This window comes from Bradyrhizobium liaoningense, from assembly GCF_018130785.1.
Classification (GTDB): Bacteria; Pseudomonadota; Alphaproteobacteria; order Rhizobiales; family Xanthobacteraceae; genus Bradyrhizobium; species Bradyrhizobium liaoningense_A.
This window is the reverse complement of sequence record NZ_JAFCJT010000001.1, coordinates 815,083-840,038: the sequence shown is the minus strand read 5'-3', so window position 1 is coordinate 840,038 and position 24,956 is coordinate 815,083. Positions and strand designations below refer to the sequence as shown.

Annotated in this window: 24 protein-coding genes; 15 read left to right on the top strand and 9 right to left on the bottom strand. The window is 63.9% G+C overall.

The features are described from left to right. Positions 1 to 157: 157 nt before the first annotated feature. Positions 158 to 847 carry a hypothetical protein gene (locus JQ627_RS03695; RefSeq protein WP_212482781.1) on the bottom strand — a complete coding sequence of 230 codons (690 nt, stop codon included), beginning with the start codon at positions 845 to 847 and terminating at the stop codon, positions 158 to 160. 580 nt (positions 848 to 1,427) lie between these two features. On the opposite strand from JQ627_RS03695, the gene JQ627_RS03690 reads away from it, so the two are divergent. The 3 genes from JQ627_RS03690 to JQ627_RS03680 all read left to right on the top strand — a co-directional run bounded on the left by JQ627_RS03690 (position 1,428) and on the right by JQ627_RS03680 (position 2,260). Continuing rightward, a complete protein-coding gene (locus JQ627_RS03690) occupies positions 1,428 to 1,637 on the top strand; it encodes a cold-shock protein (protein WP_028151479.1) in 210 nt (69 codons plus the stop codon). Between the two features lie 101 nt (positions 1,638 to 1,738). Continuing rightward, entirely contained in the window at positions 1,739 to 1,981 is a 243-nt protein-coding gene (locus JQ627_RS03685; RefSeq protein ID WP_212482780.1) for a transcriptional regulator, read from the top strand. 54 nt (positions 1,982 to 2,035) lie between these two features. Then, a complete protein-coding gene (locus JQ627_RS03680; RefSeq protein ID WP_212482779.1) occupies positions 2,036 to 2,260 on the top strand; it encodes a hypothetical protein in 225 nt (74 codons plus the stop codon). Between the two features lie 165 nt (positions 2,261 to 2,425). Here JQ627_RS03680 and JQ627_RS03675 read toward each other — a convergent pair whose 3' ends face one another. After that, the gene (locus JQ627_RS03675; protein WP_212482778.1) at positions 2,426 to 2,608 is read right to left on the bottom strand and encodes a hypothetical protein; all 183 of its coding nucleotides are present in this window, start codon (positions 2,606 to 2,608) and stop codon (positions 2,426 to 2,428) included. Between the two features lie 302 nt (positions 2,609 to 2,910). Here JQ627_RS03675 and bioB point away from each other — a divergent pair, with 302 nt between their 5' ends. Continuing rightward, positions 2,911 to 3,897 carry a biotin synthase BioB gene (bioB, locus tag JQ627_RS03670; protein WP_212483159.1) on the top strand — a complete coding sequence of 329 codons (987 nt, stop codon included), beginning with the start codon at positions 2,911 to 2,913 and terminating at the stop codon, positions 3,895 to 3,897. Positions 3,898 to 4,148: 251 nt separating this feature from the next. Here bioB and JQ627_RS03665 read toward each other — a convergent pair whose 3' ends face one another. The 4 genes from JQ627_RS03665 to JQ627_RS03650 form a co-directional block, all read right to left on the bottom strand. Beyond that, a complete protein-coding gene (locus tag JQ627_RS03665) occupies positions 4,149 to 5,426 on the bottom strand; it encodes an MFS transporter (RefSeq protein ID WP_212482777.1) in 1,278 nt (425 codons plus the stop codon). 352 nt (positions 5,427 to 5,778) lie between these two features. Beyond that, positions 5,779 to 7,056 carry a formyl-CoA transferase gene (frc, locus tag JQ627_RS03660; RefSeq protein WP_212482776.1) on the bottom strand — a complete coding sequence of 426 codons (1,278 nt, stop codon included), beginning with the start codon at positions 7,054 to 7,056 and terminating at the stop codon, positions 5,779 to 5,781. 63 nt (positions 7,057 to 7,119) lie between these two features. Then, complete coding sequence (gene oxc / locus JQ627_RS03655) at positions 7,120 to 8,853, bottom strand: oxalyl-CoA decarboxylase (RefSeq protein WP_212482775.1); 1,734 nt, start codon at positions 8,851 to 8,853, stop codon at positions 7,120 to 7,122. Between the two features lie 74 nt (positions 8,854 to 8,927). Then, positions 8,928 to 9,623 (bottom strand): GntR family transcriptional regulator, encoded by a 696-nt coding sequence (locus JQ627_RS03650; RefSeq protein ID WP_212483158.1) that lies wholly within the window; start codon positions 9,621 to 9,623, stop codon positions 8,928 to 8,930. Positions 9,624 to 9,972: 349 nt separating this feature from the next. Between JQ627_RS03650 and JQ627_RS03645 the strand changes: the two genes are divergently transcribed. The 11 genes from JQ627_RS03645 to JQ627_RS03595 all read left to right on the top strand — a co-directional run bounded on the left by JQ627_RS03645 (position 9,973) and on the right by JQ627_RS03595 (position 23,099). Beyond that, the gene (locus tag JQ627_RS03645; RefSeq protein ID WP_212482774.1) at positions 9,973 to 12,102 is read left to right on the top strand and encodes an acetate--CoA ligase family protein; all 2,130 of its coding nucleotides are present in this window, start codon (positions 9,973 to 9,975) and stop codon (positions 12,100 to 12,102) included. Positions 12,103 to 12,315: 213 nt separating this feature from the next. After that, positions 12,316 to 13,158: an IclR family transcriptional regulator gene (locus JQ627_RS03640; RefSeq protein ID WP_212482773.1), complete on the top strand. Its 843-nt coding sequence runs from the start codon at positions 12,316 to 12,318 to the stop codon at positions 13,156 to 13,158. Between the two features lie 113 nt (positions 13,159 to 13,271). After that, positions 13,272 to 14,240: a tripartite tricarboxylate transporter substrate binding protein gene (locus JQ627_RS03635; protein WP_212482772.1), complete on the top strand. Its 969-nt coding sequence runs from the start codon at positions 13,272 to 13,274 to the stop codon at positions 14,238 to 14,240. Then, complete coding sequence (locus tag JQ627_RS03630) at positions 14,237 to 14,719, top strand: tripartite tricarboxylate transporter TctB family protein (protein WP_212482771.1); 483 nt, start codon at positions 14,237 to 14,239, stop codon at positions 14,717 to 14,719. The genes JQ627_RS03635 and JQ627_RS03630 overlap by 4 nt, the downstream gene beginning before the upstream one ends. Further along, positions 14,719 to 16,218, top strand: coding sequence for a tripartite tricarboxylate transporter permease (locus JQ627_RS03625; protein ID WP_028150271.1), 1,500 nt, complete (start codon positions 14,719 to 14,721; stop codon positions 16,216 to 16,218). The genes JQ627_RS03630 and JQ627_RS03625 overlap by 1 nt, the downstream gene beginning before the upstream one ends. 54 nt (positions 16,219 to 16,272) lie before the next feature. Beyond that, positions 16,273 to 17,073, top strand: coding sequence for an NYN domain-containing protein (locus JQ627_RS03620; protein WP_212482770.1), 801 nt, complete (start codon positions 16,273 to 16,275; stop codon positions 17,071 to 17,073). Between the two features lie 85 nt (positions 17,074 to 17,158). Beyond that, positions 17,159 to 18,961 carry an adenine deaminase C-terminal domain-containing protein gene (locus tag JQ627_RS03615; protein WP_212482769.1) on the top strand — a complete coding sequence of 601 codons (1,803 nt, stop codon included), beginning with the start codon at positions 17,159 to 17,161 and terminating at the stop codon, positions 18,959 to 18,961. 152 nt (positions 18,962 to 19,113) lie between these two features. Beyond that, positions 19,114 to 20,904, top strand: a complete 1,791-nt coding sequence (gcl, locus tag JQ627_RS03610) for a glyoxylate carboligase (protein ID WP_212482768.1) — start codon at positions 19,114 to 19,116, stop codon at positions 20,902 to 20,904. 11 nt (positions 20,905 to 20,915) lie between these two features. Then, on the top strand, positions 20,916 to 21,701 hold the full coding sequence (gene hyi, locus JQ627_RS03605) for a hydroxypyruvate isomerase (RefSeq protein ID WP_212482767.1): 786 nt from the start codon (positions 20,916 to 20,918) through the stop codon (positions 21,699 to 21,701). A 12-nt stretch (positions 21,702 to 21,713) separates the two neighbouring features. Beyond that, on the top strand, positions 21,714 to 22,601 hold the full coding sequence (locus JQ627_RS03600) for a 2-hydroxy-3-oxopropionate reductase (protein WP_212482766.1): 888 nt from the start codon (positions 21,714 to 21,716) through the stop codon (positions 22,599 to 22,601). A gap of 114 nt (positions 22,602 to 22,715) precedes the next feature. Beyond that, entirely contained in the window at positions 22,716 to 23,099 is a 384-nt protein-coding gene (locus JQ627_RS03595) for a DUF1236 domain-containing protein (protein WP_212482765.1), read from the top strand. Between the two features lie 45 nt (positions 23,100 to 23,144). Here the strand turns inward: JQ627_RS03595 and JQ627_RS03590 are convergent, their stop codons facing one another. From JQ627_RS03590 to JQ627_RS03580, 3 genes are all read right to left on the bottom strand, one after another. Then, positions 23,145 to 23,525: a VanZ family protein gene (locus tag JQ627_RS03590; RefSeq protein ID WP_212482764.1), complete on the bottom strand. Its 381-nt coding sequence runs from the start codon at positions 23,523 to 23,525 to the stop codon at positions 23,145 to 23,147. Positions 23,526 to 23,602: 77 nt separating this feature from the next. After that, on the bottom strand, positions 23,603 to 24,211 hold the full coding sequence (locus tag JQ627_RS03585; RefSeq protein WP_212482763.1) for a thiamine pyrophosphate-dependent enzyme: 609 nt from the start codon (positions 24,209 to 24,211) through the stop codon (positions 23,603 to 23,605). A 10-nt stretch (positions 24,212 to 24,221) separates the two neighbouring features. Beyond that, on the bottom strand, positions 24,222 to 24,788 hold the full coding sequence (locus JQ627_RS03580; RefSeq protein WP_212482762.1) for a thiamine pyrophosphate-binding protein: 567 nt from the start codon (positions 24,786 to 24,788) through the stop codon (positions 24,222 to 24,224). Between the last annotated feature and the right edge of the window lie 168 nt (positions 24,789 to 24,956).

Below are 24,956 nucleotides of genomic sequence, written 5' to 3'. Positions count from 1 at the left end.
TGCAAGTTGTTTTGGAAGTTGTTTGGATCGGTTTGCCGCTCAGCGCGACCAGTCTTCACCCGCGCACAACGTTCCCATGCAGCCCCGGACGTTGAGATTGCCCGAAGGCAGCAAGGGTGCGAGATCTACCTCGCGGCCGGCCAGGACGACCGATCCGTCAGATCGTTGCCACATCCTGCGGCGTCATCGTGAAGGCGAGCCGGTAGCGGCCGATCGTCGGATTTTCGCGGGCGCCCGCCTGGTCAAGCGCCGGCGGCGAGAGCTGCTCGGCCACTGCACGCTCAACCACATCAGTGTCGTAACCGGAGAGCAGCATGATCCAGTCGGCGGCGCCGTCCTTGCCGCGGATCTGCTGTTCGGTGGTGGGCGAGCTGGTCCGGGGCGTGTCGGTCAGGAGGAGGTGGGCGCCCGTCAGCCCCGGCATTTGCGCCAATGTGTCGAGCGTCTCCGAGAGATGTGTCTGCAACGCGGCCGCGCGTCCGGCCTCCGGCGAAAGCCGGATGGTGGCGAGCGAGGTCGCGACGCCACCGCCAAAGCTGGCGGCGACGCGGCACTGGCTGCGGACCATGCCGAGATGGTGCGGCATCATCTTGGTCGACCATGGCGTCGGCGCGTTGAGCCGGTCGAGATATCCCTTCGACGTGAGCACCTCGTACCGCTCCAGCTCGTACAGCACGAAGAAGCCTTCGGTATCCGTCGTGCTGGTCCAGCGCGATCCGCGCCGGAAGCCTGGAATGCTCATCCGCTCGGGAAAATGTTCGTGGGAATGCCAGTCGCCGAACTCCGCGCGCTGCTGGGGGCGGACGCTCCACCACATCGCGACGGCGGCCTTACCGAGCAGTGACATGCTGACCTCCCTGTTTTCCCGTACTTTGCCTTGACGCGAACGCCAGGAGCAAGTGTTCACGCTTCCAACCCACCGCCGTACTGTCGGGCGCGATCTGATATCCCTTCGCTATGGTGCTGGCACGTGTGGCGCTTGGCGGTCTTTCGGTGCTCACAGCCGATTGGCTGGACGGAGAGTGGTGCGGTTCTTTCGGCAGCAGCTTGCTGGTGGCGTGCGGTGAGCGCTGGATGGCGCGACATCGTGTCGACGTTCTCGCGCCGGCACAGTTAGCTCGCACCAAGCCGCGGCCGCGAACGTGCAACTCACCTTGCCTCAGACGCCGTGCGGGCGTGCATCTTCAAAGTTGAAAAGTTCCGCCGAGTTCCTGAGGCAGTAAATCCCGCCAAGCCTTGTTCCGCCAAGCCTTATCCCGCCAAGCCTTGCAAGTAGCAATGATGAGGTATAGCCTGATGTTTATTCGTTCAGCCGCTGTGCCTTGTTGAATGCGCCCGCGGGCTCCTTTTCCAGAGACATCGACGAATTGAATCGGTTCTGCGTGATTGTCACGCGGAATGTGCGTGTATGCGCTTTGGAGAAGAAAATGACGACAGGTACCGTGAAGTGGTTCAACGGCCAGAAGGGCTTTGGATTCATTCAGCCCGACGACGGCGGCAACGATGTGTTCGTTCACATCAGCGCGGTCGAGCGGGCTGGTCTTTCAGGTCTCGCCGAGGGCCAGAAGGTCAACTTCGAGGCCAAGACCGACAAGATGCGAGGTAAGGTCAGCGCAGAGAATCTCTCGCTGGCCTGAGATCCCGGGGCCGTTTCACGGATGTACTGAAACGGCCACGACGCTGCCCGCTCGATCCCAGGGATTGAGCGGGTTTTGTTCGTTGGCGGAGTGGGTGAAGCATGAGCAGCAAGAAGTCGGCTGAACCGTCACCCCAAAGCATCGCGCGTTCCAACCGTCAGCGTTTGGCTGCCGAGGAGGGAACGCGGGCAATGGCGGACGTGGAAAGACATGCCGTCGATGTTCGCAAGAACATGGCGCGGCTTCGCGAACTGCGCGAAGCCAAGGAAGCGGCCGACGCAACCCTTCAAGCGTCGTTGCCGGCGCCAACCCCGACGAAGCGCAAGAGAAAGCTGCCGCGATAGTCGATTTCAACAGCGCCGACGAAAATCTGGAGAGGACCGGTCACATGCCAATGAGTGCGGATCGTGCCTAGGGTCAAGTCGGACAACGGCGGCACAATCACCTTCTTTCTCGCGCTTGGTGCAGGCCGGCAAATGTGCCGCCTTGCGACCACGTTTCAGACGCAGAAGCAGGCCTTCAGCTATCTTCAGAAATACCGGACGGAGTTCGAACGCATCGCGCGGAGCCGACTGGCTTCCGGTGAGCTCGAAGACGGGGTCGTCGTGCTCGATATGCTCTAAAGCATGATCCGGACCCGAAGGGCCGCGTTAGCGCAAAGTGCGAAGGCGCGATGACGATTCATTCCGATCTCATCGCGCTTTGGTCAGGCGTCGATTTCGACGAGACGCGCTCAGCGCCAGCCTTCTCGCGCGGACGCAAGATCGTAACCTGGCACGGAACGCGTCCTATTCAGAGCGGCCCTTCGACTTGGCCTCGCGGGCCAATCGCTCCGCTTTCAGCCGCTCGCGGTTCTCGTTGAAGGCGTGCTGGTCCTTCGCATAGTCATTCATCGGCTTCTGCGTTTTGACAGGCTTGAACGCCTTGTTGGCTTCACGCTTGGCTCGATCCGAGGATTGATCTCTCAACATTTCGACCTCACTTCGATCAACAAGCTGTGACAGGACGAGTGCTGGCCGACGCCTCCCATCCGCAAATGCTGTGCGTGGGCTTGCTACCTTCGGGGCGAGAAGAGGGCCAATTCTGCAGCGTTGCGCAGATGCTTTTGCGATGTTCAGTCATTCGCCTTGGCGGCTGCCTTGCTCGTACCGCGGGATAGCACGCCGGCTTAGACAACAACGGCACGCCGCCGCTTATGTTCCACGGACCCCTGCGGACTGGCGCCAGGCTTGCGATAGTGCGATTGTCCCGCCGCAATGTCAGGAGATGTGTAATGCTCGGTGCGAACGACGGGGAGACAATCCCCGCGAAGGAAAGACCGCAAAGGTCTCAAAGATGGACTGGTGAAGATGCATGGGCGGCTTACCAGCTTCCCTTCAACGATCTGCTCTTCCGTTCACAATCCGTACATCGGGAGCATTTTGACCCAAATCGCGTGCAGTTGAGCCGGCTGCTGAACATCAAGACAGGTGGTTGTCCGGAAGACTGCGGTTACTGCAGCCAGTCGTCGCATCATGCGACAGCTATTGCAGCCTCCAAGTTGATGGAGGTCGGGAAGATCGTTGCCGAGGCACGCAAGGCAAAAGACAGCGGCGCGACGCGTTATTGCATGGGGGCGGCCTGGCGCAATCCGAAGCCGCGCGACATGGATGCCATTGTCGAGGTCGTCGGAGCCGTGAAGGAGCTCGGGCTCGAGACCTGCATGACGCTCGGCATGCTCGACCGGGATCAAGCCGACCGGCTGAGTGCAGCCGGGCTTGATTACTACAATCACAATATCGATACCTCGGAGCGCTACTATCCGAGTGTTATCTCCACCCGCACATTCGCCGATCGTCTCGATACGCTGGAGCATGTCCGCGAGGCCGGCATGAAAGTGTGCTGCGGCGGAATTCTCGGCATGGGTGAGAGCGAACAGGACCGCGTCGACATGCTGGTTACGCTCGCCAACCTCCCGGAAGCGCCGGAGAGCGTGCCGATCAACATGCTGATCCCGATCTCGGGAACGCCGATGGCGAAGGCGACGCCGATAGGTCCGATCGAGTTCGTGCGCATTGTCGCACTGGCGCGTATCATGATGCCGGCCTCTTTCGTGCGTCTCTCGGCGGGGCGGTCGGCGATGACCGACGAGATGCAGGCGCTGTGCTTCTTTGCCGGTGCAAACTCGATCTTTGTCGGCGACACGCTGTTGACGGCGGGCAATCCGCAGGACGAAGCCGATCGAAAGTTGTTCCGCCGGCTCGGACTTGAAGCGCTCTGAAGCGTGATCCCTCTGGAAAGCCACTGTGCGCTTTCCGGATCAGAGCGTTTTCGAGCGAAGTGGATGCCGGTTCGCGTCAAGAAAACGCGTCAAAACAAGAATCTAGAGCCCCGTTCCGATTCCATCGGAACGGGAAAGGCTCTGGCCAACGCCAGACAAAGGATGGCCGCCGAAATCGGCCGGCCCTTCGTCTTCTCTGATGGTCCCGCTTACTCAGCGGCCTGCTTCTGCGGCGGGGCGAGAGAGGTCCGTTACGCGGGAGCCGCAATCGCCGGACCCTTCACCAGCGCAAAGGCTGCAGCGGCCAAAAGGCAGAGGACCCCGGCGAGAAGAAACGCCGGCACATAGGTCCCTAGCGTATCTCTGCTGACGCCCGCGGCAAATGCCATCAGGCCAACGCCGAGCTGGTGGGCGGCAAAAATCCAGCCGAAGACCACCGGCCCCATCTCCCCCCCAAACGTGCCGACCGTCAACTTCACCGTAGGCGGAACAGTCGCGATGAAATCCAGGCCGTAGAGTATCGCGAACGCGCTCATCGCTCCCAACGTCGCGTTGGACTCCACAAGCCAGATCAACGCAAGTCCACGAAAGCCGTAATAGATCGCCAGCAGCCATCGGTTGTCGTAGCGGTCGGACAGCCATCCCGATCCGATCGTGCCGATCAGATCGAACACCCCGATCATGGCGAGCAAACCTGCCGATGTCACGACCGGCAAGCCGAGATCGCCGCAGAATGGCACGAAGTGTGTCGATGTCAGCCCGTAGCTGGATACACCGCAGATGAGGAACGTCAGCGCCAGCACCCAGAACACCAGACGGGTTGATGCCAGGCGCAGGCCCCGGAAACTGATTGCCGCAAAGTTCTGCGTAGGAATTGCGGGCACCGGCGGCATCGCCGTCTCTCCGAGTGGCGCCAGCCCCAATTCCTGGGGGCGGTCCTTCCCGAGCAGCAGAAAGAGGACGAGCGAGACGAGAAGACCGAATCCGGACGGAACAAGCGCGACGCGCCAGCCCCAATTCTCGGCGATCCACGCGCCCAGCGGCATGAAGATCAAGGTGCCGGTTGCGATTGATCCGTTCAGGAGCCCGACCACCAATCCCCGATGGGTCGTGAACCAGCGTACCGAGATGACCGCGGCAAGTTGCAGGGCCGTGAGCCCCGGCGCGATGCCGAGAATAAGCCCGAGGCCGAGCCACATTTCGAACCGGTTCGTCATGACGATCGTCAGCAGCAGTCCGGCCAGCGCCAGCGTTCCGGCGATCGACAGCATCTTCCGCGGACCGTAGCGGAGCATCAAGCCGCCGGCGAACGGCGCCGCCAGTCCGAACAGCGCGAAGCGAAGTCCTTGCGATGCAGACAACTCGCTCATGCTGACGCCGATGTCAGAAGCGATCTCCCGCATCAGGACGCTGGGCACGCCGAGCGCCGAGCTTGCAAACAGCGAATAGAGAAATCCCAGTGCAGCCATCACCCAGCCGTAATGGATGTTTCGCGCTGCCGCACGCCGTGCGATGAATTCAGCAAGCATGGCCAAATCCCTTCGATGAAATGAATTCTCTGAAAAAGCCGAAGGCTATGCCGGAGCTCGCCGCCGAAACCGGCGGCTTTTTGTCTCGAGATAGTCACCTCGATCGTGCTGCGAAGTGCTCCTCGCCGCGCAAAATATTCACTTTTCGGATGATGGCATAATACCCCTGTTTTGCCCGACGCGTCAAAGCCATTTCGCTAAATGCGAAATTCTTTCGTGGCCAAGGGGTTAGCTACTGTGCATGGGGTTGATTTTTCAGTTTTTAGCTTAAGCCTGCACCCCGATGGTGCTCTCATGCAAAAAGGGCCGCCCCTTCGGGCGGCCCTTTCGTCTTGGCTTGAACTGGATCCGCTTACTCGGCGGCCTGCTTCTGCGGCGGGTCGAGCGCGCCGGACTTGTGGATGTCGGCGACCTGGTGATCGCTGAAGCCGAGCACAGAGCGCAGGATCTCGTCGGTGTGCTCGCCGAGCAGCGGAGAGCGCTCCACATCGCTCGGAGAATCCGACAGCTTGATCGGGTTGCCGACCGAGATGTACTTGCCGCGGGTCGGGTGATCGACCTCGACCACGGTGCCGGTCGCGCGCAGCGACTGGTCCTCGGCGATCTCCTTCATCGACAGGATCGGCCCGCAGGGGATGTCGTCCTTGTTGAGGATTTCCATCGCCTCGAATTTCGTCTTCGTCATCGTCCACTGTTCGATGCGGGCGAAGATCTCGTTGAGGCGCGGCAGGCGGACGGCCGGCTTGGCGTAGTTCGGATCGGTCTTCCAGGTGGGCTCGCCGATCACGTCGCAGATCTTCTCCCAGACCGGAGCCTGGGTGATGAAGTAGATGTAGGCGTTGGGATCGGTCTCCCAGCCCTTGCACTTCAGGATGCGGCCGGGCTGACCACCGCCGGAATCGTTGCCGGCGCGCGGCACGGCGTCGCCGAACGGAATGCCTTCGCCGAACTGGCTGTATTCCTTGAGCGGACCATGGGCGAGGCGCTGCTGGTCGCGCAGCTTGACGCGGGCGAGGTTGAGCACGCCGTCCTGCATCGCGGCGGTGACGCGCTGGCCCTTGCCCGAATGCGTGCGCTGATAGAGCGCGGTGACGATGCCGAGCGCCAGGTGCAGGCCGGTGCCGCTGTCGCCGATCTGCGCGCCGGTGACGAGCGGCAGGCCGTCGCGGAAGCCGGTGGTCGAGGCGGCGCCGCCGGTGCACTGCGCGACGTTCTCATAGACCTTGCAGTCTTCGTACGGTCCGGGGCCAAAGCCCTTGATCGAGGCGACGATCATCTTCGGATTGATCGCCTGGATCTTCTCCCAGGGGAAGCCCATGCGGTCGAGCACGCCGGGGCCGAAATTCTCGACCAGCACGTCGCACTTCTTGATCAGCTCGGTGAGGACTTCCTTGCCCTTGGGGTTCTTGGTGTCGAGCGTGATCGAGCGCTTGTTGTGGTTGAGCATGGTGAAGTACAGGCTGTCCACGTTCGGGATGTCCTGCAGCTGGCCGCGGGTGATGTCACCCACGCCAGGACGTTCCACCTTGATCACGTCGGCGCCGAACCACGCCAGCAACTGCGTGCAGGTCGGTCCGGACTGGACGTGGGTGAAGTCGAGAATGCGAACGCCCGTGAGCGCTTTGGTCATCGTGTTGCTCCGTACTCTGTCTGCCCCTGCACCCGGCAGGGAATAAAGGGTTGAGGGGTGGACTTACTTCTTCTTCTGCAGAACGCTCTGCGGATTGAGGTTGCCGATGCGGCCGCTCTCCGAGCCCGCGGCCGGATCGATCACCGCGTTGATGAGCGTCGGCTTGCCCGAGGCCATCGCCTCGCTGACGGCGCGCTTGAGCTCGTCGGGCGAGGTGGCGTTCACGCCGACGCCGCCGAAGGCTTCCATCATCTTGTCGTAGCGCGCGCCCTTGACGAATACCGTCGTCGCCGGATCGGCGTTGACGCTGTTGACGTCGGTGCCGCGATAGATGCCGTCATTGTTGAAGATGACGACGCAGATCGGCAGGTTGTAGCGGCAGATGGTCTCGACCTCCATGCCGGAGAAGCCGAAGGCCGAGTCGCCTTCCACCGCCAGCACGGGATGGCCGGTCTCGAGCGCGGCCGCGATCGCCTGGCCCATGCCGATGCCCATCACACCCCAGGTGCCGACGTCGAGACGCTTGCGCGGCCGGTACATGTCGATGACGCCGCGGGCGAGGTCGAGCGTGTTGGCGCCCTCGTTGACGAGGATCGCCTCGGGATGGTCCTTGATGACGTTCTTCAGCACGCCGAGCGCGCCGTGATAGTCCATCGGCGACTTGTTGTTCATGAGCTTCGGCGCCATCTTGGCGACGTTCTCGTCGCGCTTGGATACGATCGCCTTGGTCCATTCGGCCGGCGGCGCGGTCCAGCCCGCACTGATCGCCTGGTTGAAGGCCGAGACAACCGAGCCGATATCGCCGACCACGGGCGCGACGATCTCGACGTTGGAGTCCATTTCCCTCGGCTCGATGTCGACCTGGATGAACTTCTTCGGCGTTTCGCCCCAGCTCTTGCCCTTGCCGTGCGAGAGCAGCCAGTTCAGCCGCGCGCCGATCAGCAGAACGACGTCGGAGTCCTTCAGCACGGTCGAGCGCGCTGCGCCGGCGCACTGCGGATGCGTGTCGGGCAGGAGGCCCTTGGCCATGCTCATCGGCAGGAACGGCACGCCGCTCTTCTCGACGAAGGTTTTGATCTCCTCGTCGGCCTGCGCGTAGGCCGCGCCCTTGCCGAGGATGATGAGCGGACGCTTTGCGCTCTTCAGCACGTCGAGCGCGCGCTTGACCGAAGCGGGTGAGGGGATCTGCGCAGGCGCTGCGTCGATCACCTTGACCAGCGACTTCTGGCCGGCATCGGCGTTCATCACCTGGCCGAACAGTTTTGCCGGCAGGTCGAGATAGACGCCGCCCGGACGGCCCGAGACCGCGGCACGGATGGCGCGGGCGAGACCGATGCCGATGTCCTGGGCGTGCAGCACGCGATAGGCCGCCTTGCACAGCGGCTTCGCAATCGCGAGCTGGTCCATCTCCTCGTAGTCGCCCTGCTGGAGGTCGACGATCTCGCGTTCCGAGGAGCCCGAGATCAGGATCATCGGGTAGCAGTTGGTGGTGGCGTGCGCGAGCGCGGTGAGACCGTTGAGGAAGCCGGGCGCGGAGACGGTGAGGCAGACGCCGGGCTTCTTGGTGAGGTAGCCGGCAATGCCCGCGGCGTAACCGGCGTTCTGCTCGTGGCGGAAGGAGATCACACGAATGCCTTCGGCCTGCGCCATGCGGCCCAAATCCGTGATCGGGATGCCCGGCACATTATAGATGGTGTTGATGCCGTTCAGCTTGAGCGCGTCGATGACGAGATGAAAGCCATCCGTCAGTTCCTGCTCGGTGCCCGGTGCTTCGGACTTGGTCGCGGTATTCAGCATGGGCCTTGTCTCCCTGGTCTCATATGCCGTTTTAGGCTTTGCGGGCGAATGGCTCGCCCTTCTGGTGAACGTTGCTAGGTGAACAGTTCCTGACCGTGCGCTTCGACGTAAGCGGCAAGGCCAAGGGTGTGGTCGCGGGCGCGCTTCTCGGCGAGCTCGGTGTCGCGCGCTTCAAGTGCTTCGATCATGCCGAGATGCTCGGGCAGCGAAGTCGCGGTGCGATCCTTGCGTCCGATGGTCAGCTGGCGGTAGCCGCGCACGTGCAGCAGCAGATCGTTGGTGAGGTCGACCAGCACGGGCGATTCCGACAGCGAGATCAGCGCCTGGTGGAAGGCGATGTTGGCGCGCGAATACTCCTCGACGTGATCCTCGGGCAGGCGGTCCTTGCCGAAGTCTTTGAAGAAGTCGCGCAGCGCCGTGATGTCCTTCTTGCGTGCGGTGGTGGTGATCAGGCGGGCCGCCATGCTCTCGAGAGCCGCCCAGGCGCGGATCATGTCGACGATCTCGCTCTTGGTCCTGCGCACCACCATGATGCCGCGGCGCGGAACCGTCTTCACGAAGCCGTCCTGCTCGAGCATCGCGATGGCTTCGCGGATCGGGGTGCGGCTCACACCCAGGCGTTCGGACAGCGCGCGCTCGTCGAGCATCACCGGCTCGGGCGTCGAGTAGATGTCCATCTTGAGGATGGCTTCCTTCAAGGCGTCATACGCCTTGTTCTTGAAGCTACTCTCCGGGGCAATACGAACGATCGCGATATCTGCCTCGGTCATGTTCGGCAACGCCTTGGTTGGTTTCCGCAGTGACACGACGAATCTCCTCCAGTGGGAGTCGTCTTTTACAGGATTATTAACGGGAAAGTTTTTGGCATACCACATGCCAGAATGTCAAGCTGCCTATTTTTTGCGGCGTTCTAAGCCATGCAGCAGCTTGACAAGTTGGCTTCTGGCATACCAAATGCCATCGCCAGCCATTTTTGGTCCAAGGCGTCGGAGTAATGTTGGCTTTATGCCACTCCGTTCCGCGACATGGAACAGAGCGCGGCGAATGGCAAGCATTCACGGGCAGCCGCGACACGCGCGCGCTTTGAAAAGAACGAACTGAAGTCAAGGGAGAAGCCACATGTCCAATTCCAAAGATGCCGTCCGCAAAGTGCTCGACCAGGTCAAGGCGGACAACCGCACGAGCCTGACGGCGCCGGAAGGCAAGCTGGTCTGCGACGCCTACGGCATCCCGGTGCCGAAGGAGGGCGTGGCGAGGTCGGCGGGCGAAGCCGGCAAGATGGCGTCCTCGATGGGCTTCCCGGTGGTGATGAAGATCGTCTCGCCGGACATTCTCCACAAGACCGAAGCCGGCGGTGTCATTGTCGGCCTCAAGACGGCCGAGGATGCCGAGAAGGCCTACGAGACCATTCTCGGTAACGCCAAGAAGTACAAGGCCGATGCCAAGATCGAAGGCGTCCAGGTGCAGCAGATGCTGGCCGGCGGCACCGAGGTCATCGTCGGCTCGATCACCGACGGTTCGTTCGGCAAGCTGGTCGCCTTCGGCCTCGGCGGCGTGCTGGTCGAAGTGTTGAAGGACATCACCTTCCGCCTCGCGCCCGCGACCAAGGAAGACGCGCTCTCGATGCTCGACGGCATCCAGGCGCATGAGATTTTGAAGGGCGTTCGCGGCGGCGAGCCGGTGAACCGCACGGCGCTCGCCGACGTCATCGTCAAGGTCTCGCAGCTCGTGACCGACTTCCCTGAGATCGTCGAGCTCGACCTCAACCCGGTGTTTGCAACGGCGAAGGGCGCGATCGCCGCCGACGTCCGCATCGTCGTCGACTTCGCTTATGTACCCAAGCCCAAGCCGCGCCCGACCGAAGAGATCGTCGCGGCCATGAACCGCATCATGCAGCCGAAGGCGGTCGCCGTGGTCGGCGCCTCCGCCGAGGACGGCAAGATCGGAAACTCCGTGATGAAGAACCTCATCAACGGCGGCTACAAGGGCGACATCTATCCGATCCATCCCAAGGCCGCCGAGATCCTCGGCTACAAGGCCTACAAGAGCGTCAAGGATGTTCCGGGTGTGATCGACACGGCCGTGTTCGCGATCCCCGCGAAGTTTGTGGCCGCGGCGCTCACCGAATGCGGCGAGAAGAAAATCCCGGGCGCGGTGCTGATCCCATCGGGCTTTGCGGAGGCCGGTGCGCCTGAGCTCCAGGCTGAGATCGTCGAAGTCGGTAAGAAGTACGACATCCGCCTGATGGGGCCGAACATCTATGGCTTCTACTATACCCCGGCCAATCTCTGCGCGACCTTCTGCACGGCTTACGATGTCAAGGGCCACGCGGCGCTGTCGTCGCAGTCGGGCGGCATCGGCATGGCGATCATCGGCTTCTCGCGCTCGGCCAAGATGGGCGTCTCGGCGATCGTCGGTCTCGGCAACAAGTCCGACATCGACGAGGACGATCTGCTCGCCTTCTTCGAGCAGGACCCGAACACCAACCTGATCGCGCAGCACTGCGAAGACCTCAAGGACGGCCGCGCCTTCGCGGAAGCCGCCAAGCGCGTCTCCAAGAAGAAGCCGGTCGTCGTGCTCAAGGCCGGCCGCACCTCGGCCGGCGCGAAGGCGGCCTCGTCGCACACTGGCGCGCTCGCCGGTAACGACAAGATCTACGAGGACGTCCTGGCGCAGTCCGGCGTGATCCGCGCCCGCTCGCTGCGGCAGCTGCTCGAATTCGCCCGTGGCGTGCCGGTGCTGCCGACGCCGAAGGGCGAGAACGTGCTGATCATCACGGGTGCCGGCGGCTCGGGCGTGCTGCTGTCGGACTCCTGCGTCGACAACGGCCTGTCGCTGATGTCGATGCCGCCGGATCTCGATGCCGCCTTCCGCAAGTTCATCCCGCCGTTCGGTGCGGCCGGCAATCCTGTGGATATCACCGGCGGCGAGCCGCCGATCACCTACGTCAACACGGTGAAGCTCGGCCTGTCGGACGAACGCATCCATTCGCTGATCCTCGGCTACTGGCACACCATCGTCACGCCGCCGATGGTGTTCGCCCGCAACATGGTCGAGGTGAAGAAGGAGATGGAGGCCAAGGGCTTCGTGAAGCCGATCGTCGCCTCGCTTGCCGGCGACGTCGAGGTCGAAGAAGCCGCCGAATATCTCTACCAGAACGGCATCCCGGCCTACGCCTACTCCACCGAGCTTCCGGTCGAGGTGCTCGGCGCCAAGTACAAGTGGGCGCGCGGGGCAGGGCTGCTCTGAGACGACGATACCGCTTCGGCTGATCCGGCGCGGATGTTTGTTCACCTCTCCCCGCTTGCGGGGAGAGGTCGAATTGCGAAGCAATTCGGGTGAGGGGGACTCTCCACGAGTCTGGCTGTCACCGTCCTTGCGGAGACTCCCCCTTACCCTGGCCCTCTCCCCGCAAGCGGGGTGAAGGAAAGGGATAGGGCGAGGGAGAACGGTCAGGTCGCGATGAGCAAGAACGTGATCCGGCGCAAATCGCTCGAGCCCAGGTCGACCGCAGAGGCCGATCATGAGGGCCGCGACGGCGGCGTGCAGTCCGTCGACCGCGCGCTGTCGATCCTCGAAACGCTGGCCGAGGACGACGAAGGCTATCGCCTCAGCGACCTTGCTGTCCGCACCGGCCTGTCGGCCTCGACCGTGCACCGCCTGCTGGCGACGCTGGAGAGCCGCCGCTTCGTGCAGTTCGACCGCGCCGAGTCCAAATGGCATGTCGGCGTGCGCAGCTTTACCGTGGGTGCAAGCTTCGCGCGGCGGCGCAATTTCTCCGCGCAGGCGATTCCCTACTTGCGCAAGCTGCGCGATCTCACCCGCGAGACCGCCAACCTCGCCGTCGTCGACGACGAATTCATCATTGTGCTGACCCGCATGGAGAGCCGCGAGATCATGCGCTCGCTGACCCAGGTCGGCGGCCGCGTCGCCATGGTGACGTCAGGCGTCGGCAAGGCGGTGCTCGCGACTTATTCGGACGAGGACGTCGGCGCCGTCATCCGCCATCATGGCATGCCCCGCCTGACCGAGAAGTCGATCGTGCGGCCGGGCGACCTGTTCAAGGAGCTCGAAAAAATCCGCAAGCAGGGTTTTGCGCTCGACGATGAAGAGGCCTGTATGGGCCTGCGCTGTATTGCCGCAGTCGTCTACAATGACTGCGCCGAGCCGCTCGCGGCGATTTCCGTCTCGGGCATGACGAGCCGCCTGACCGACGACAGATTGCCGGAAATCGGCCAGATCGTGCGCGAAGTCGCCGGCGAACTGACCGTCGCGCTCGGCGGGGTGATGCCGAAGCCTGGCTAACGAGAAACCGGGCCTGTCGCTGGACAGCATCGGCCGTTTTGGCTGATATGCGACCAAACGACACAATGCGGCAAACTATCAACGACGTCCGCAAGAGCCTGGAGAATACCCGCATGTTTCAATTTCCCGCGCGCCTTGTCGGCGCAGCCGTCGCGCTGACCCTTGCGGCAGCCACACCGGCCTTTGCCCAGCAGCTGGAGCTCAAGCTGATGGCGCCGGCGGCCCCGGGCGGTGGCTGGGACCAGACCGCACGCTCGATGCAGCAGGCGCTGGTCGCTTCGGGCGTCGCGCGCAGCGTGCAGGTCACCAACGTTCCCGGCGCGGGCGGCAGCGTTGGCATCGCGCAGTTTGTCAACGGCGCCAAGGGCGACGGCAACCAGCTGATGGTCAACGGCTTCGTAATGGTCGGCGCGCTCGCGATGAACAAGTCGCCGGTGACGCTCGAGCAGGTGACGCCGATCGCGCGCCTCACCGAGGAAATCCAGGTGATCGTGGTGCCCGCGAATTCGCCGATCAAGACTGCTCAGGATCTGGCCGCTGCGGTGAAGGCCGATATCGCCAAGGTGACCTTCGCCGGTGGTTCGGCCGGCGGCGTCGACCACGTGATGGCTGCACTGTTCGCCGGCGCCGTCGGCGCCGACGCGAAGAAGATCAACTACATCCCGTTCTCCGGCGGCGGCGAATCGCTGGCGGCAATCCTCGGCGGCAAGGTCACGGCGGGTATTTCGGGCCTCAGCGAATACGAAGGGCAGATCAAGTCCGGCAAGCTGCGCGCGATCGGTGTGACCTCGGAGAAGCGCATCGCCGGCAGCGATATCCCGACCTTCAAGGAGCAAGGCATCGACCTCGTGATCGCCAACTGGCGTTCGGTGGTCGCGCCTCCCGGCATCACGCCTGAGCAGCGCAAGACGCTGAGCGATGCGGTCGAGAAGATGGTGAAGTCGGACGCCTGGAAGGAGATCCTCAAGCAGAAGGGGTGGGAGGATGCCTATCTCGGCGGCGACGCCTTCGCTGACTTCCTGAAGAAGGAAACCGTGCGCGTAACCGACGTGTTGAAATCGGTCGGCTTGGTCAAGTCATGACCTCAGGCGATCCCATCCTGCCGCGGCGCGTCGATCGCGCCGGCATCGTCATTGCTGTATTGCTCGCAGGTCTCGCTGCGGTGCTGGTCTGGGACGCGCGCGGGCTGCAATCCACTGCGATGTACGGGATGGGACCGGAGGCAATGCCGGTCGTGGTCGCCACCGGCCTCGCGCTGCTCGCGATCGGCAATTTCATCGACGCGCTGCGCGGTAACTTGCCGGCGCGCGAGAGCGCCGATCCCGTGCCGGTGGTCTTGATCCTCGTTGGCCTTGCGCTCCTCATTGCCATCATCGGCTTCGGCGGCGGCTTCATCCTGGCGACGTCGGCGCTGTTCGTGACGACGTCGGCAGCTTTCGGGCGCCGTGCCATCGTCGTCGACAGCATCATCGCCCTCGTGATGTCGACCCTCATCTATCTCGCGTTCGACCGGCTGTTGACGCTGAGCCTTCCGACCGGCCCGCTGGAGCGACTGCTGTGATGGACACCTTTGCGGCGCTGGCCCACGGCATGGCGGTCGCCGTCCAGCCGATGAACCTGCTCTATGCGCTGATCGGCGTGTTCCTCGGCACGGCCGTCGGCGTGCTGCCCGGCATCGGCCCGGCCCTGACGGTCGCGCTGCTGCTGCCGGTGACCTACAAGCTCGATCCCGGCGGCTCGCTGATCATGTTCGCGGGCATCTACTACGGCGGCATGTATGGCGGATCGACCACCGCGATCCTGATCAACACGCCCGGCGAGAGCGCCTCGATGGCGACCGCGCTCGAGGGCAACAAGATGGCCAAGGCCGGCCGCGGCGGGCCGGCGCTTGCGACATCCGCGATCGGCTCCTTCGTCGCCGGCACCATCGCTACCATCGGGCTGGCGTTCCTTGCGCCGTGGCTGGTCGATTTCGCCGTGCGCTTCGGTCCCGAGGACTATTTCGCGCTGATGTGCGTCGCCTTCGTCACGGTGTCGGCGACCTTCGGCGATTCTCCGATCCGCGGCCTGACCAGCCTGTTTATCGGCCTGACGCTGGGCCTCGTCGGCATCGACAAGCTGACGGGTCAGGCGCGGCTTGCGTTCGGCGTTCCTGAATTGCTCGACGGCGTCGAGGTGACGACGCTTGCGGTTGGTCTGTTCGCGGTGGGCGAGGCGCTCTACGTCGCGTCGCGGCGCCACCACACCGAGGAAAAGCTCGAGCCGGTGCGCGGCTCGCTGTGGATGACCAAGGAAGACTGGAAGCGGTCGTGGAAGCCATGGCTGCGCGGCACCATGTTCGGCTTCCCGATCGGCGCGCTGCCCGCAGGCGGCGCGGAGATTCCGACCTTTCTCTCCTATTCCACCGAGAAGCGGCTCACAAAACATCCGGAAGAATTCGGCAAGGGCGCCATCGAAGGCGTTGCGGGACCGGAAGCCGCCAACAATGCCTCCGCCGCCGGCACGCTGGTGCCGTTGCTGACGCTGGGACTGCCGACTTCGGCGACAGCCGCGATGATGCTGGCGGGGTTCCAGCAATACGGCCTTAATCCAGGACCGCTGCTGTTTGCCGAGCGGCCTGACCTGGTGTGGGGCCTGATCGCCAGTCTCTTCATCGCCAATTGCATGTTGCTGGTGCTCAATCTTCCGCTGGTCGGCCTGTGGGTGCGGCTGCTCGCGATCCCGCAGCCCTGGCTCTATGCCGGCATCCTCGTGTTCGCGACCATGGGCACCATCGCCGCAAAGCCCTCGGTGGTCGAATTGTCGATGCTGGCCGGCTTCGGCGTGCTCGGTTTCCTGATGCGCCGGTTCGATTTTCCGATCGCGCCCGTCGTCGTCGGCCTGATCCTCGGTCCGATCGCCGAGAGCCAGCTGCGCCGCGCGCTCGCAATCAGTCTCGGCGATCCCATGACGCTGCTCCAGAGCCCGATCTCGGCGACGCTGCTCGGCATCGCGCTGGTTGCGCTGCTGGCCCCGTTCGTGCTGAAGGGGATGGGGCGCTTCAAGGCGAACGAGGACTAGCCGTCCCGGCGCGTGCGTCCTCTAATGCTGCGTCCAGCTCGTTGAGGAAACGCCATGCCGTCGGACCTTCGCTCGCCCCGTCTCGCCGTTCTGATCGATGCCGACAACGCCTCTGCGAAGATCGCGGATGGGCTGTTCGAGGAGATTGCCAAGATCGGCGAGGCCAGCGTCCGCCGCATCTACGGCGACTTCTCCAATGCGCGGTCCAGGGGTTGGGCCGACATCCTGTCCAAACACGCCATCATCCCGCAGCAGCAATTCGCCTATACGACGGGAAAGAATGCCTCGGACATAACGCTGGTCATCGACGCCATGGACCTGCTTCACAGCGGCCGGTTCGACGGCTTCTGCCTGGTCTCGTCCGACAGCGACTTTACCCGTCTGGCCGCCCGCATCCGTGAGCAGGGCGTCGATGTCTTCGGGTTCGGCGAGCAGAAGACGCCGGAAAGCTTCAGGCAGGCCTGCCGAAGGTTCGTCTACACCGAGAACCTGCTTGCCGTCCCGGCGACCACCCAGGATGCCGCCTCAAGGTCGACGTCGCTTCAGCCGCCCGATGCCGCCACGCCCATCATCAAGAAGGTCATCACCCAGATGGAGAGCGAGGACGGCTGGGTCGCGCTCGGTGAAGTCGGCCGCCAGCTCGCCAATCTGGCCTCGGATTTCGATCCGAGAACGTTCGGGTTCCGCAAGCTGAGCGACCTCGTGCGCAAGACGAACTCGTTCGAGATCGATGAATCAAAGGGCCGGTCGATGCGAATTCGGGTCAAGCCCGCCGCCGCAGCACCGCCGAGAAGGCGGAACCCGCGCAGGCCTGCAAGGGTGGGGACGACGGGCAGTTCGGCGCCTAAGGCGTAAGCAGGGCCTGCCGTTATATTTGCGCTTGCCCGCTATAGCGCAGGGCGTAACGATCGCTGGGCCGTAACGCCACGCGAGGGTCCCGATGACCAGACTTACCCGCTTCGCCGTCGCACCGCTGCATTCGATGACCCGGCGTCTGGCCGATGTCGCCTCCGCCCGCGTCGCACCGGATCTCGTGGTCACGGGGGCCCGGGTGCTTTCGACCTATTCGGAGCGCATCCATCCCGGTCGGGAGGTCTGGATCACCGGTGGCCGCGTCGCAGCGGTGAAACCGGCCGGGGCGGCGAAGAAGGTCTGGGGCGGGGTGCCGCTTTACGACGCCGCCGGAGGCATCATCGCGCCTGGACTGGTCGATCCGCACATCCACATCGAATCCTCCATGGTGACGGCCTGCGCCTATGCCGAGGCTGCGCTCCTCAACGGCACCACCACGATCTTCTGCGACAGCCACGAGATCGGCAACGTCATGGACGTCGCCGGTGTCGAGGCGATGCTGGAGGACGCGCGCGAGGCGCCGCTCTCGATCTTTTTGACGGTGCCGAGCACGGTGCCGGCCACGTCGGCGGAACTGGAGACCGCGGGCGGCGATCTCACGCCGGACAAGGTCGCCGGCCTGTTCGACCGCTGGCCCGAAGCGGTCGCACTCGGCGAGAAGATGGATTTCGTGCCTGTCACGATGGGTGACGAGCGCAGCCATGCCATCCTTGCCGCTGCCTTGAAGCGGGGACGGCCGGTGTCCGGACACGTTTACGGCCGCGAATTCGTCGCGGCCTATGCGGCGAGCGGCGTCACCGACACCCATGAGGCGATCGATCGCGACATCGCCGACGATCTGCTCGACGCCGGCGTCTGGGTGTTCCTGCGCGGCGGCCCGCCGACCACGCCCTGGCACTCGCTGCCGCAGGCGATCCGCACCATCACCGAACTCGGGGCGTCGCACAAATGTACGGCGGTTTGCACCGACGACCGTGATGCCGACGATCTGCTGCTGTTCGGTCTCGACTGGGTGGTGCGCGAGGCCGTAAAGGCCGGCATGTCGCCCGAACAGGCCTGGTCGATGGGCTCGCTGCATGGCGCCACACGCTTCGGCATGGAGGGCGATATCGGCGGGCTCGGCGGCGGCCGCCGCGCCGATCTCGTACTGATGGACGATCAGCTCAGACCGCAATGCACCTGGTATGGCGGCGAGTTGGTGGTCGAGCATGGCAAGATCACGCCGCGGCTCGATCAGGCGCTGTCGCAACGCTATCAATATCCGAAGGCGGCCTATGCGACCGTCAAGCTTCCGGAGAAGGTCAAGCTGACGCCGGAGCTGCCGGCCAAGGCGTGTACCGTCAATGCCATCAAGACCGCGCTGCCGGGCATTACCCTGATCCATGAGAAGGTTCCGATCGAGCCGGCCAAGGACTGGCCGTCGCTGTTTGAGCGCTACGGCCTGTGCTTCGTCACGGTGGTCGAGCGCCACGGCAAGTCGGCCGGCAATGTCGCTTACGGCCTGCTGAAGGATTTCGGCCTGAAGCGCGGGGCGGTCGCCTCCAGCGTCGGGCACGACAGCCACAACATCATCGTCGCCGGCACCAACGAGGGCGACATGCAGGCGGCGATATCAGCCATCAAGGCGGAGCAGGGCGGCGTCTGCGTCGTCGCCGACGGCAAGGTGAGGGCGCTGGTGCCGCTGCCGATCGCAGGCCTACTCTCCGACAAGCGCGTCACCGAGGTCGCCGAAGCGGTCAAGGTGCTGAAGAAGGAATGGGCCGAGGCCGGCTGCACCATCCCCTACATGGGCTTCAATTTGATTCCGCTATCGGTCATTCCGGAAATTCGCATCACCGACAAGGGCCTTGTGCTGGTGCCGCAGATGGAGCTCGCGCCGCTGTTCGAGTGAGCGGCTTTCACGGATGTCTCGATCTAACTAGTTGAGACCGCCGCGATTTTTCCGCGGCTGCCGCATCGTGGAAAATAAAATCGATCTCGTTGAGATCGCGTCTTGCACGCCTGATGATTGCGCTCGCTGACGCAACTCAAGCGAGGTCCGATATGGCGAAGATGCGAGCCGTCGATGCTGCCGTGCGAATTCTGGAGAAAGAGGGCATCTCGACTGCCTTCGGCGTTCCCGGGGCCGCGATCAATCCGCTGTACTCGGCGCTGAAGAAGCGCGGGTCGATCCGCCACATCCTCGCGCGCCATGTCGAGGGCGCCTCGCATATGGCCGAGGGCTATACGCGGGCGAAGGCCGGCAATATCGGCGTCTGCATCGGCACGTCGGGGCCGGCCGGCACCGACATGATCACCGGGCTCTATTCGGCGATCGCCGATTCCATTCCGATCCTCTGCATCACCGGGCAGGCGCCGCGCGCACGGCTCTACAAGGAAGACTTCCAGGCCGTCGATATCGAGTCGATCGCAAAGCCCGTGACCAAATGGGCTGTGACCGTGCGCGAGCCGGCGCTGGTACCGCGCGTGTTCAGCCAGGCCTTTCACGTCATGCGCTCGGGCCGGCCGGGTCCGGTGCTGATCGACATGCCGCTCGACGTGCAGCTCGCCGAGATCGAGTTCGACGACGAGACCTATGAGCCGCTGTCGGTCTACAAGCCCACCGCGACCCGCAAGCAGGTCGAGAAGGCGCTGGAGATGCTCAACGCCGCCGAGCGGCCGCTGATCGTCGCAGGCGGCGGTATCATCAACGCCGACGCCTCGGACCTGCTGGTGGAATTCGCCGAGATCGCCAACGTGCCGGTCGTGCCGACGCTGATGGGGTGGGGCGCGATCCCCGACGACCACGTGCTGATGGCCGGCATGGTCGGCCTGCAGACCAGCCACCGCTATGGCAATGCGACGATGCTGGAGTCGGACTTCGTGCTCGGCATCGGCAACCGCTGGGCCAACCGTCACACCGGCTCGGTCGAGACCTACACCAAGGGCCGCACCTTCGTGCATGTCGACATCGAGCCGACCCAGATCGGGCGCGTGTTCAATCCCGATCTCGGCATCGTCTCGGACGCCAAGGCCGCGCTCGAGCTGTTCGTCACCGTCGCCAGGGAGTGGCGCCGGTCAGGCAGGTTGCGCGAGCGCCAGGCATGGCCCGCGGCCTGCCGCGATCGCAAGAAGACGATGCTGCGCAAGAGCCATTTCGACAACGTCCCGATCAAGCCGCAGCGCGTCTATGAGGAGATGAACAAGGCCTTCGGCCGCGACACCACCTATGTCACCGTGATCGGCTTGTCGCAGATCGCCGGCGCGCAGTTCCTGGGCGTCTACAAGCCGCGCAACTGGATCAATGCCGGGCAGGCCGGCCCGCTCGGCTGGACGCTGCCTGCCGCGCTCGGGGTGCGTGCGGCATGCCCGGATCGCGAGATTGTCGCGCTGTCCGGCGATTACGACTTCCAGTTCCTGATCGAGGAGCTCGCGGTCGGGGCGCAGTTCAATCTGCCCTACATCCACGTCGTCGTGAACAATTCCTATCTCGGCCTGATCCGCCAGGCCCAGCGCGGCTTCGACATGGATTATCACGTCCAGCTCTCCTTCGAGAACGTCAACGCACCGGAGCTCGGCGGCTACGGCGTCGACCATGTCGCGGTCGCCGAAGGTCTTGGCTGCAAGGCGATCCGTGTCACCGATCCCAGGGATACGCAGGCGGCGTTCGCGACCGCGCGCGAATTGATGGCGAAGCACCGCGTGCCTGTCGTGGTCGAGTTCATTCTCGAACGTGTCACCAACATCGCGATGGGCACGGAGATCGACAACATCGTCGAGTTCGAGGAGGTGCTGGATCTGCCGCTCGACGAGGTCGGGACCAAGCGGCCCGGCGTGCTGCAGCCGGCGGAATAGGAGAGAGCATCATGCCGAAATTTGCCGCCAACCTCACCATGCTCTTCAACGAGATGCCGTTTGTCGATCGCTTCGCCGCGGCGAAAGCGGCAGGCTTCAGCGGTGTCGAATATCTCTTCCCATATGATTTCGACAAGGCGTTGCTGCGCGAACAGCTCGAGGCTCACGGGCTGACGCAGGTGCTGCACAATCTTCCAGCGGGTAACTGGGCGGCAGGGGAGCGCGGCATTGCGATCCTGCCCGATCGCGTCAGTGAATTTCGCGACGGCGTGTTTCGTGCCATCGACTACGCCAAGGCGCTCGATTGCGAGCAGCTCAATTGCCTCGTCGGTATCGCGCCTGCCGATGCCGACCCGCGCGAGCTCAACGAAACGCTGGTCGGAAATTTGCGCTTTGCCGCCTCGACTCTGGCGCGGGAGAACATCAAGCTGCTGGTCGAGCCGATCAACACGCTCGACATTCCCGGCTTCTTTCTCAACGGCACCGAGCAGGCAGTGCAGCTCATCTCCGAGGTGCGCTCGAACAATCTGTTCATCCAGTACGACATCTATCACATGCAGATCATGGAGGGCGATCTCGCCCGCACCATGCAGGAATATCTGCCGCAGATCGCCCACATCCAGCTCGCTGACAATCCGGGCCGCCATGAGCCCGGCACCGGCGAGATCAACTATCCCTTCCTGTTCCGCCACCTCGACGCGATCGGCTATCGCGGCTGGATCGGCTGCGAATACAAGCCGCGCACCACGACGCTGGAAGGCCTGTCCTGGCACGCCGCGCAAACCTTCGAGACCTGAGGACATCGAGACATGATCGACATCGGCTTCATCGGACTTGGCACCATGGGACGGCCGATGGCCGGCCATCTTCTGGCCGCGGGCCATCGCGTTCTCCTGCATGACGTCGCACCGGTCGCGCCGGAGCTGATTTCCGCGGGCGGCATCGCCTGCAAATCAGCGAAGGAAGTCGCGGAGGAGGCGGATGCGGTCATCATCATGGTGCCTGACACCCCGCATGTGGAGGCGGTGCTGTTCGGCAAGGACGGTGTCGCGAGCGGCATCTCCAAGGGCAAGATTGTCGTCGACATGAGCTCGATCTCGCCGCTGGCGACCAAGGAGTTCGCCAGGAAGATCGAGGCGCTCGGCGCGGACTATCTCGATGCGCCGGTATCGGGCGGGGAGGTCGGCGCCAAGGCCGCGAGCCTCACGATCATGGTCGGTGGTCCCGAGCGCGCCTTCAACACCATGAAGCCGGTGTTCGACAAGATGGGCAAGAACGTCACCCGCGTCGGCGCCAATGGCGACGGGCAGACGACGAAGGTCGCCAACCAGATCATCGTCGCACTGACGATCGGGGCGGTGAGCGAAGCGCTGCTGTTTGCATCGAAGGCCGGTGCCGACCCGGCGCTGGTGCGGCAGGCGCTGATGGGCGGCTTTGCCTCGTCACGGATTCTGGAAGTGCATGGCGAGCGGATGGTGAAGCGAAATTTCGAGCCCGGCTTCCGCATCGAGCTGCACCAGAAGGACCTCAACCTCGCGCTTGAAGGGGCACGCACGCTCGGCCTGTCGCTGCCGAACACGGCGGTGGCACAGCAATTGTTCTCGGCCTGCACAGCGCATGGCGGCAAGGCCTGGGATCATTCCGCGATGGTGCGGGCGTTGGAACTGATGGCGGGCCACGAGATCGCCGCGGCCTGAACTGTTACCCGGTAACAGTCTCCAGATTTGGCGTGTCTTTCATCATGGGGGAACCGGAACATTGCTCCGGCCCCGCGGTTGAAGGCGCACAACAATCACTGGAGACATCAGGACATGAAAACCCGTCTTGCGATTTCGTTGGCTGCCGCCTCGCTGCTGGCGTCGAGTGCAGCCTTTGCTCAGTCGACGACTGCCCAGGGCGCTGCGGACGGCGCGCGTGCGGGTGGCGACATCGGTGGCCCGATCGGCGCGATGGTCGGCGGCACCGTCGGTGCGGCCGTCGGCGCCGGCCTCGAAATTCCGAATGCCGTGCTTGGCGGGATTCCGCGCGACGACTCCGTCGTGATCCACGAGCGCGTCGTGGTGGGCGAGCCGCTGCCCCCGACCGTGGTGCTGCGCCCCGTGCCGAACTACACCGAGTATCGCTACGCGGTCGTGAACGATCGCCGCGTGATCGTCGAACCGCGCACGCGCCGCATCGTCAAGATCATCGACTGATCGATCAGAGCGCGAAGGCTTTGAAGAGCCGGGCCCTGCGGAGCGTCACTCCGCGGGGCCCTGGTTTATCAGGGCCGAATTGGCGCGGAAGCAGCGCGCCATGACCCAGTCGGCGACGGCGGCGAGTGCAAAGCCGATGCAGGCGGTGCCGGCATCGACCAAGAAATCTTCCAGCCGTGCATGCCGTCCCGGTGCCCAGAACTGCATCAGCTCGAGCACGCCGATCAGGACCACAGAGAGGGCGGCGACGGCCCAGCGACGGTTCCGGTAGGCGAGGCCGAAGGCCAGTCCCACCAGGATGAAGGCGAGGGCATGCTCGCCGTCCTGGCCGAGGTCGGAATGGGGCCGCAGGCCGGGCGGGCCGAGGGTTGCGAATGTGACGGCGGCCGCGAGCAGCCAGGCAAAAAAGCGAACAAAAATGGACATCCGGTGCCGATAGCACGGATTTGCAACGGCCTGTTAAGGGGCAGGGATCAGATCGCCGTGTAGTTAATGACGAAACGTTAAAGTGGCTCGCGCACGCCGAGGCCGTGCATGAAGCGTTCTCGGATCTGCACGGGATCCCTGCGGGTTGTGCCGACGCCCGGCTTGTCGTCGATACGGACCGCGATCAGGCTTGGCTCGTCAGCCGACATGGCCTCGTCGACCAGCCGCTCGAAATCCTCCTCGTCCGCGGCCCAGGCGCTGTTGGCAAGCCCCGAGCCGGAGGCGATCGCGACGATGTCGGCCACACTCGCGGCCGGCGTGGGCTGCGCACCGGTGATCTGGTAGATGCCGTTGTCCATCACGATCATGATGAGGTTCTTCGGCTTCAATGCCGCAATCGTCGAGAGCGCGCCGAGCTGCATCAACAGCGAACCGTCGCCTTCGAGCGCGAAGACGCGGCGATCGGGCTGCGCCAGCGCCACGCCGAGCGCGATCGGGAAGGCGAGGCCCATGCTGCCCAGCATGTAGAAATTCTGCGGACGATGGCCGGCGGCCCAGAGATCGAAATTGGTGTTGCCGATGCCGCCGATCACCGCTTCCTCGTGCTTGAGCTTCGCGATCAGGCGCGAGGTCACGTCGAACCGGTTCATCACCTTGGTGTTGCGCGTGTTCGTTTTTGAACTCATTTGGCCGACCTCACTTGTCGAACGTCTTGCCGCCGGTGAGCAGCGGGTTGAGGATCAGCGCCACCGGCGCCTGCGTCGTGACGGCCTGCTTGATCGAGCGGTCGGCGATGAATTCGAGCTCGTCGAGCCGCGTGATGGTGTGGTGCTCCAGCGCCAGCGAATCCAGCACCGGGCGCATGGTCCGGCAGACCAGCGACTGGCCGTAATTGAACTCGCCGAGCGTGCCGCGTTCGGAGACGAACATGATCAACGGGATCTGGTAGGGCACTGCGAGCGAGGCCAGCACGTTGGCAAGCGTGGCAAAACCGGAGGTCTGCATCAGCACTGCGCCGCGACGTCCGCCCATCCAGGCGCCCGAGATGATGCCGACGGCCTCTTCCTCACGAGCGGTGGCAAAGGTGGTGAAGAAAGGATCGGCGTGCAGGTTCTTGATCAGCGGCGTCAGCACGCGGTCGGGCACGTAAGGGATCAGGCTGATCTCGTTCCGCTTCAGGGTCTGCAGGACAATGCCGTGCCAGCTCCTGTCGCTGGTGCTTTGTGCCGCCTGGGGCGAGGTCTGCTGTTCCGCAAGCGCCATTGCGTTCTCCCTTGAGCCGCGCATGCTTCTTGGTTCTGGCCGTCGCGGCGGTCTGCCGAACTTGACGCAGGCAGCGGGATTGTCAACATGTCCGGGCCGGCACCGTGATCTGCGCCAGACGGCCTGCCGTCGCCGGCGCCGCCATGTCATAAGCGGCGATAACGAGAA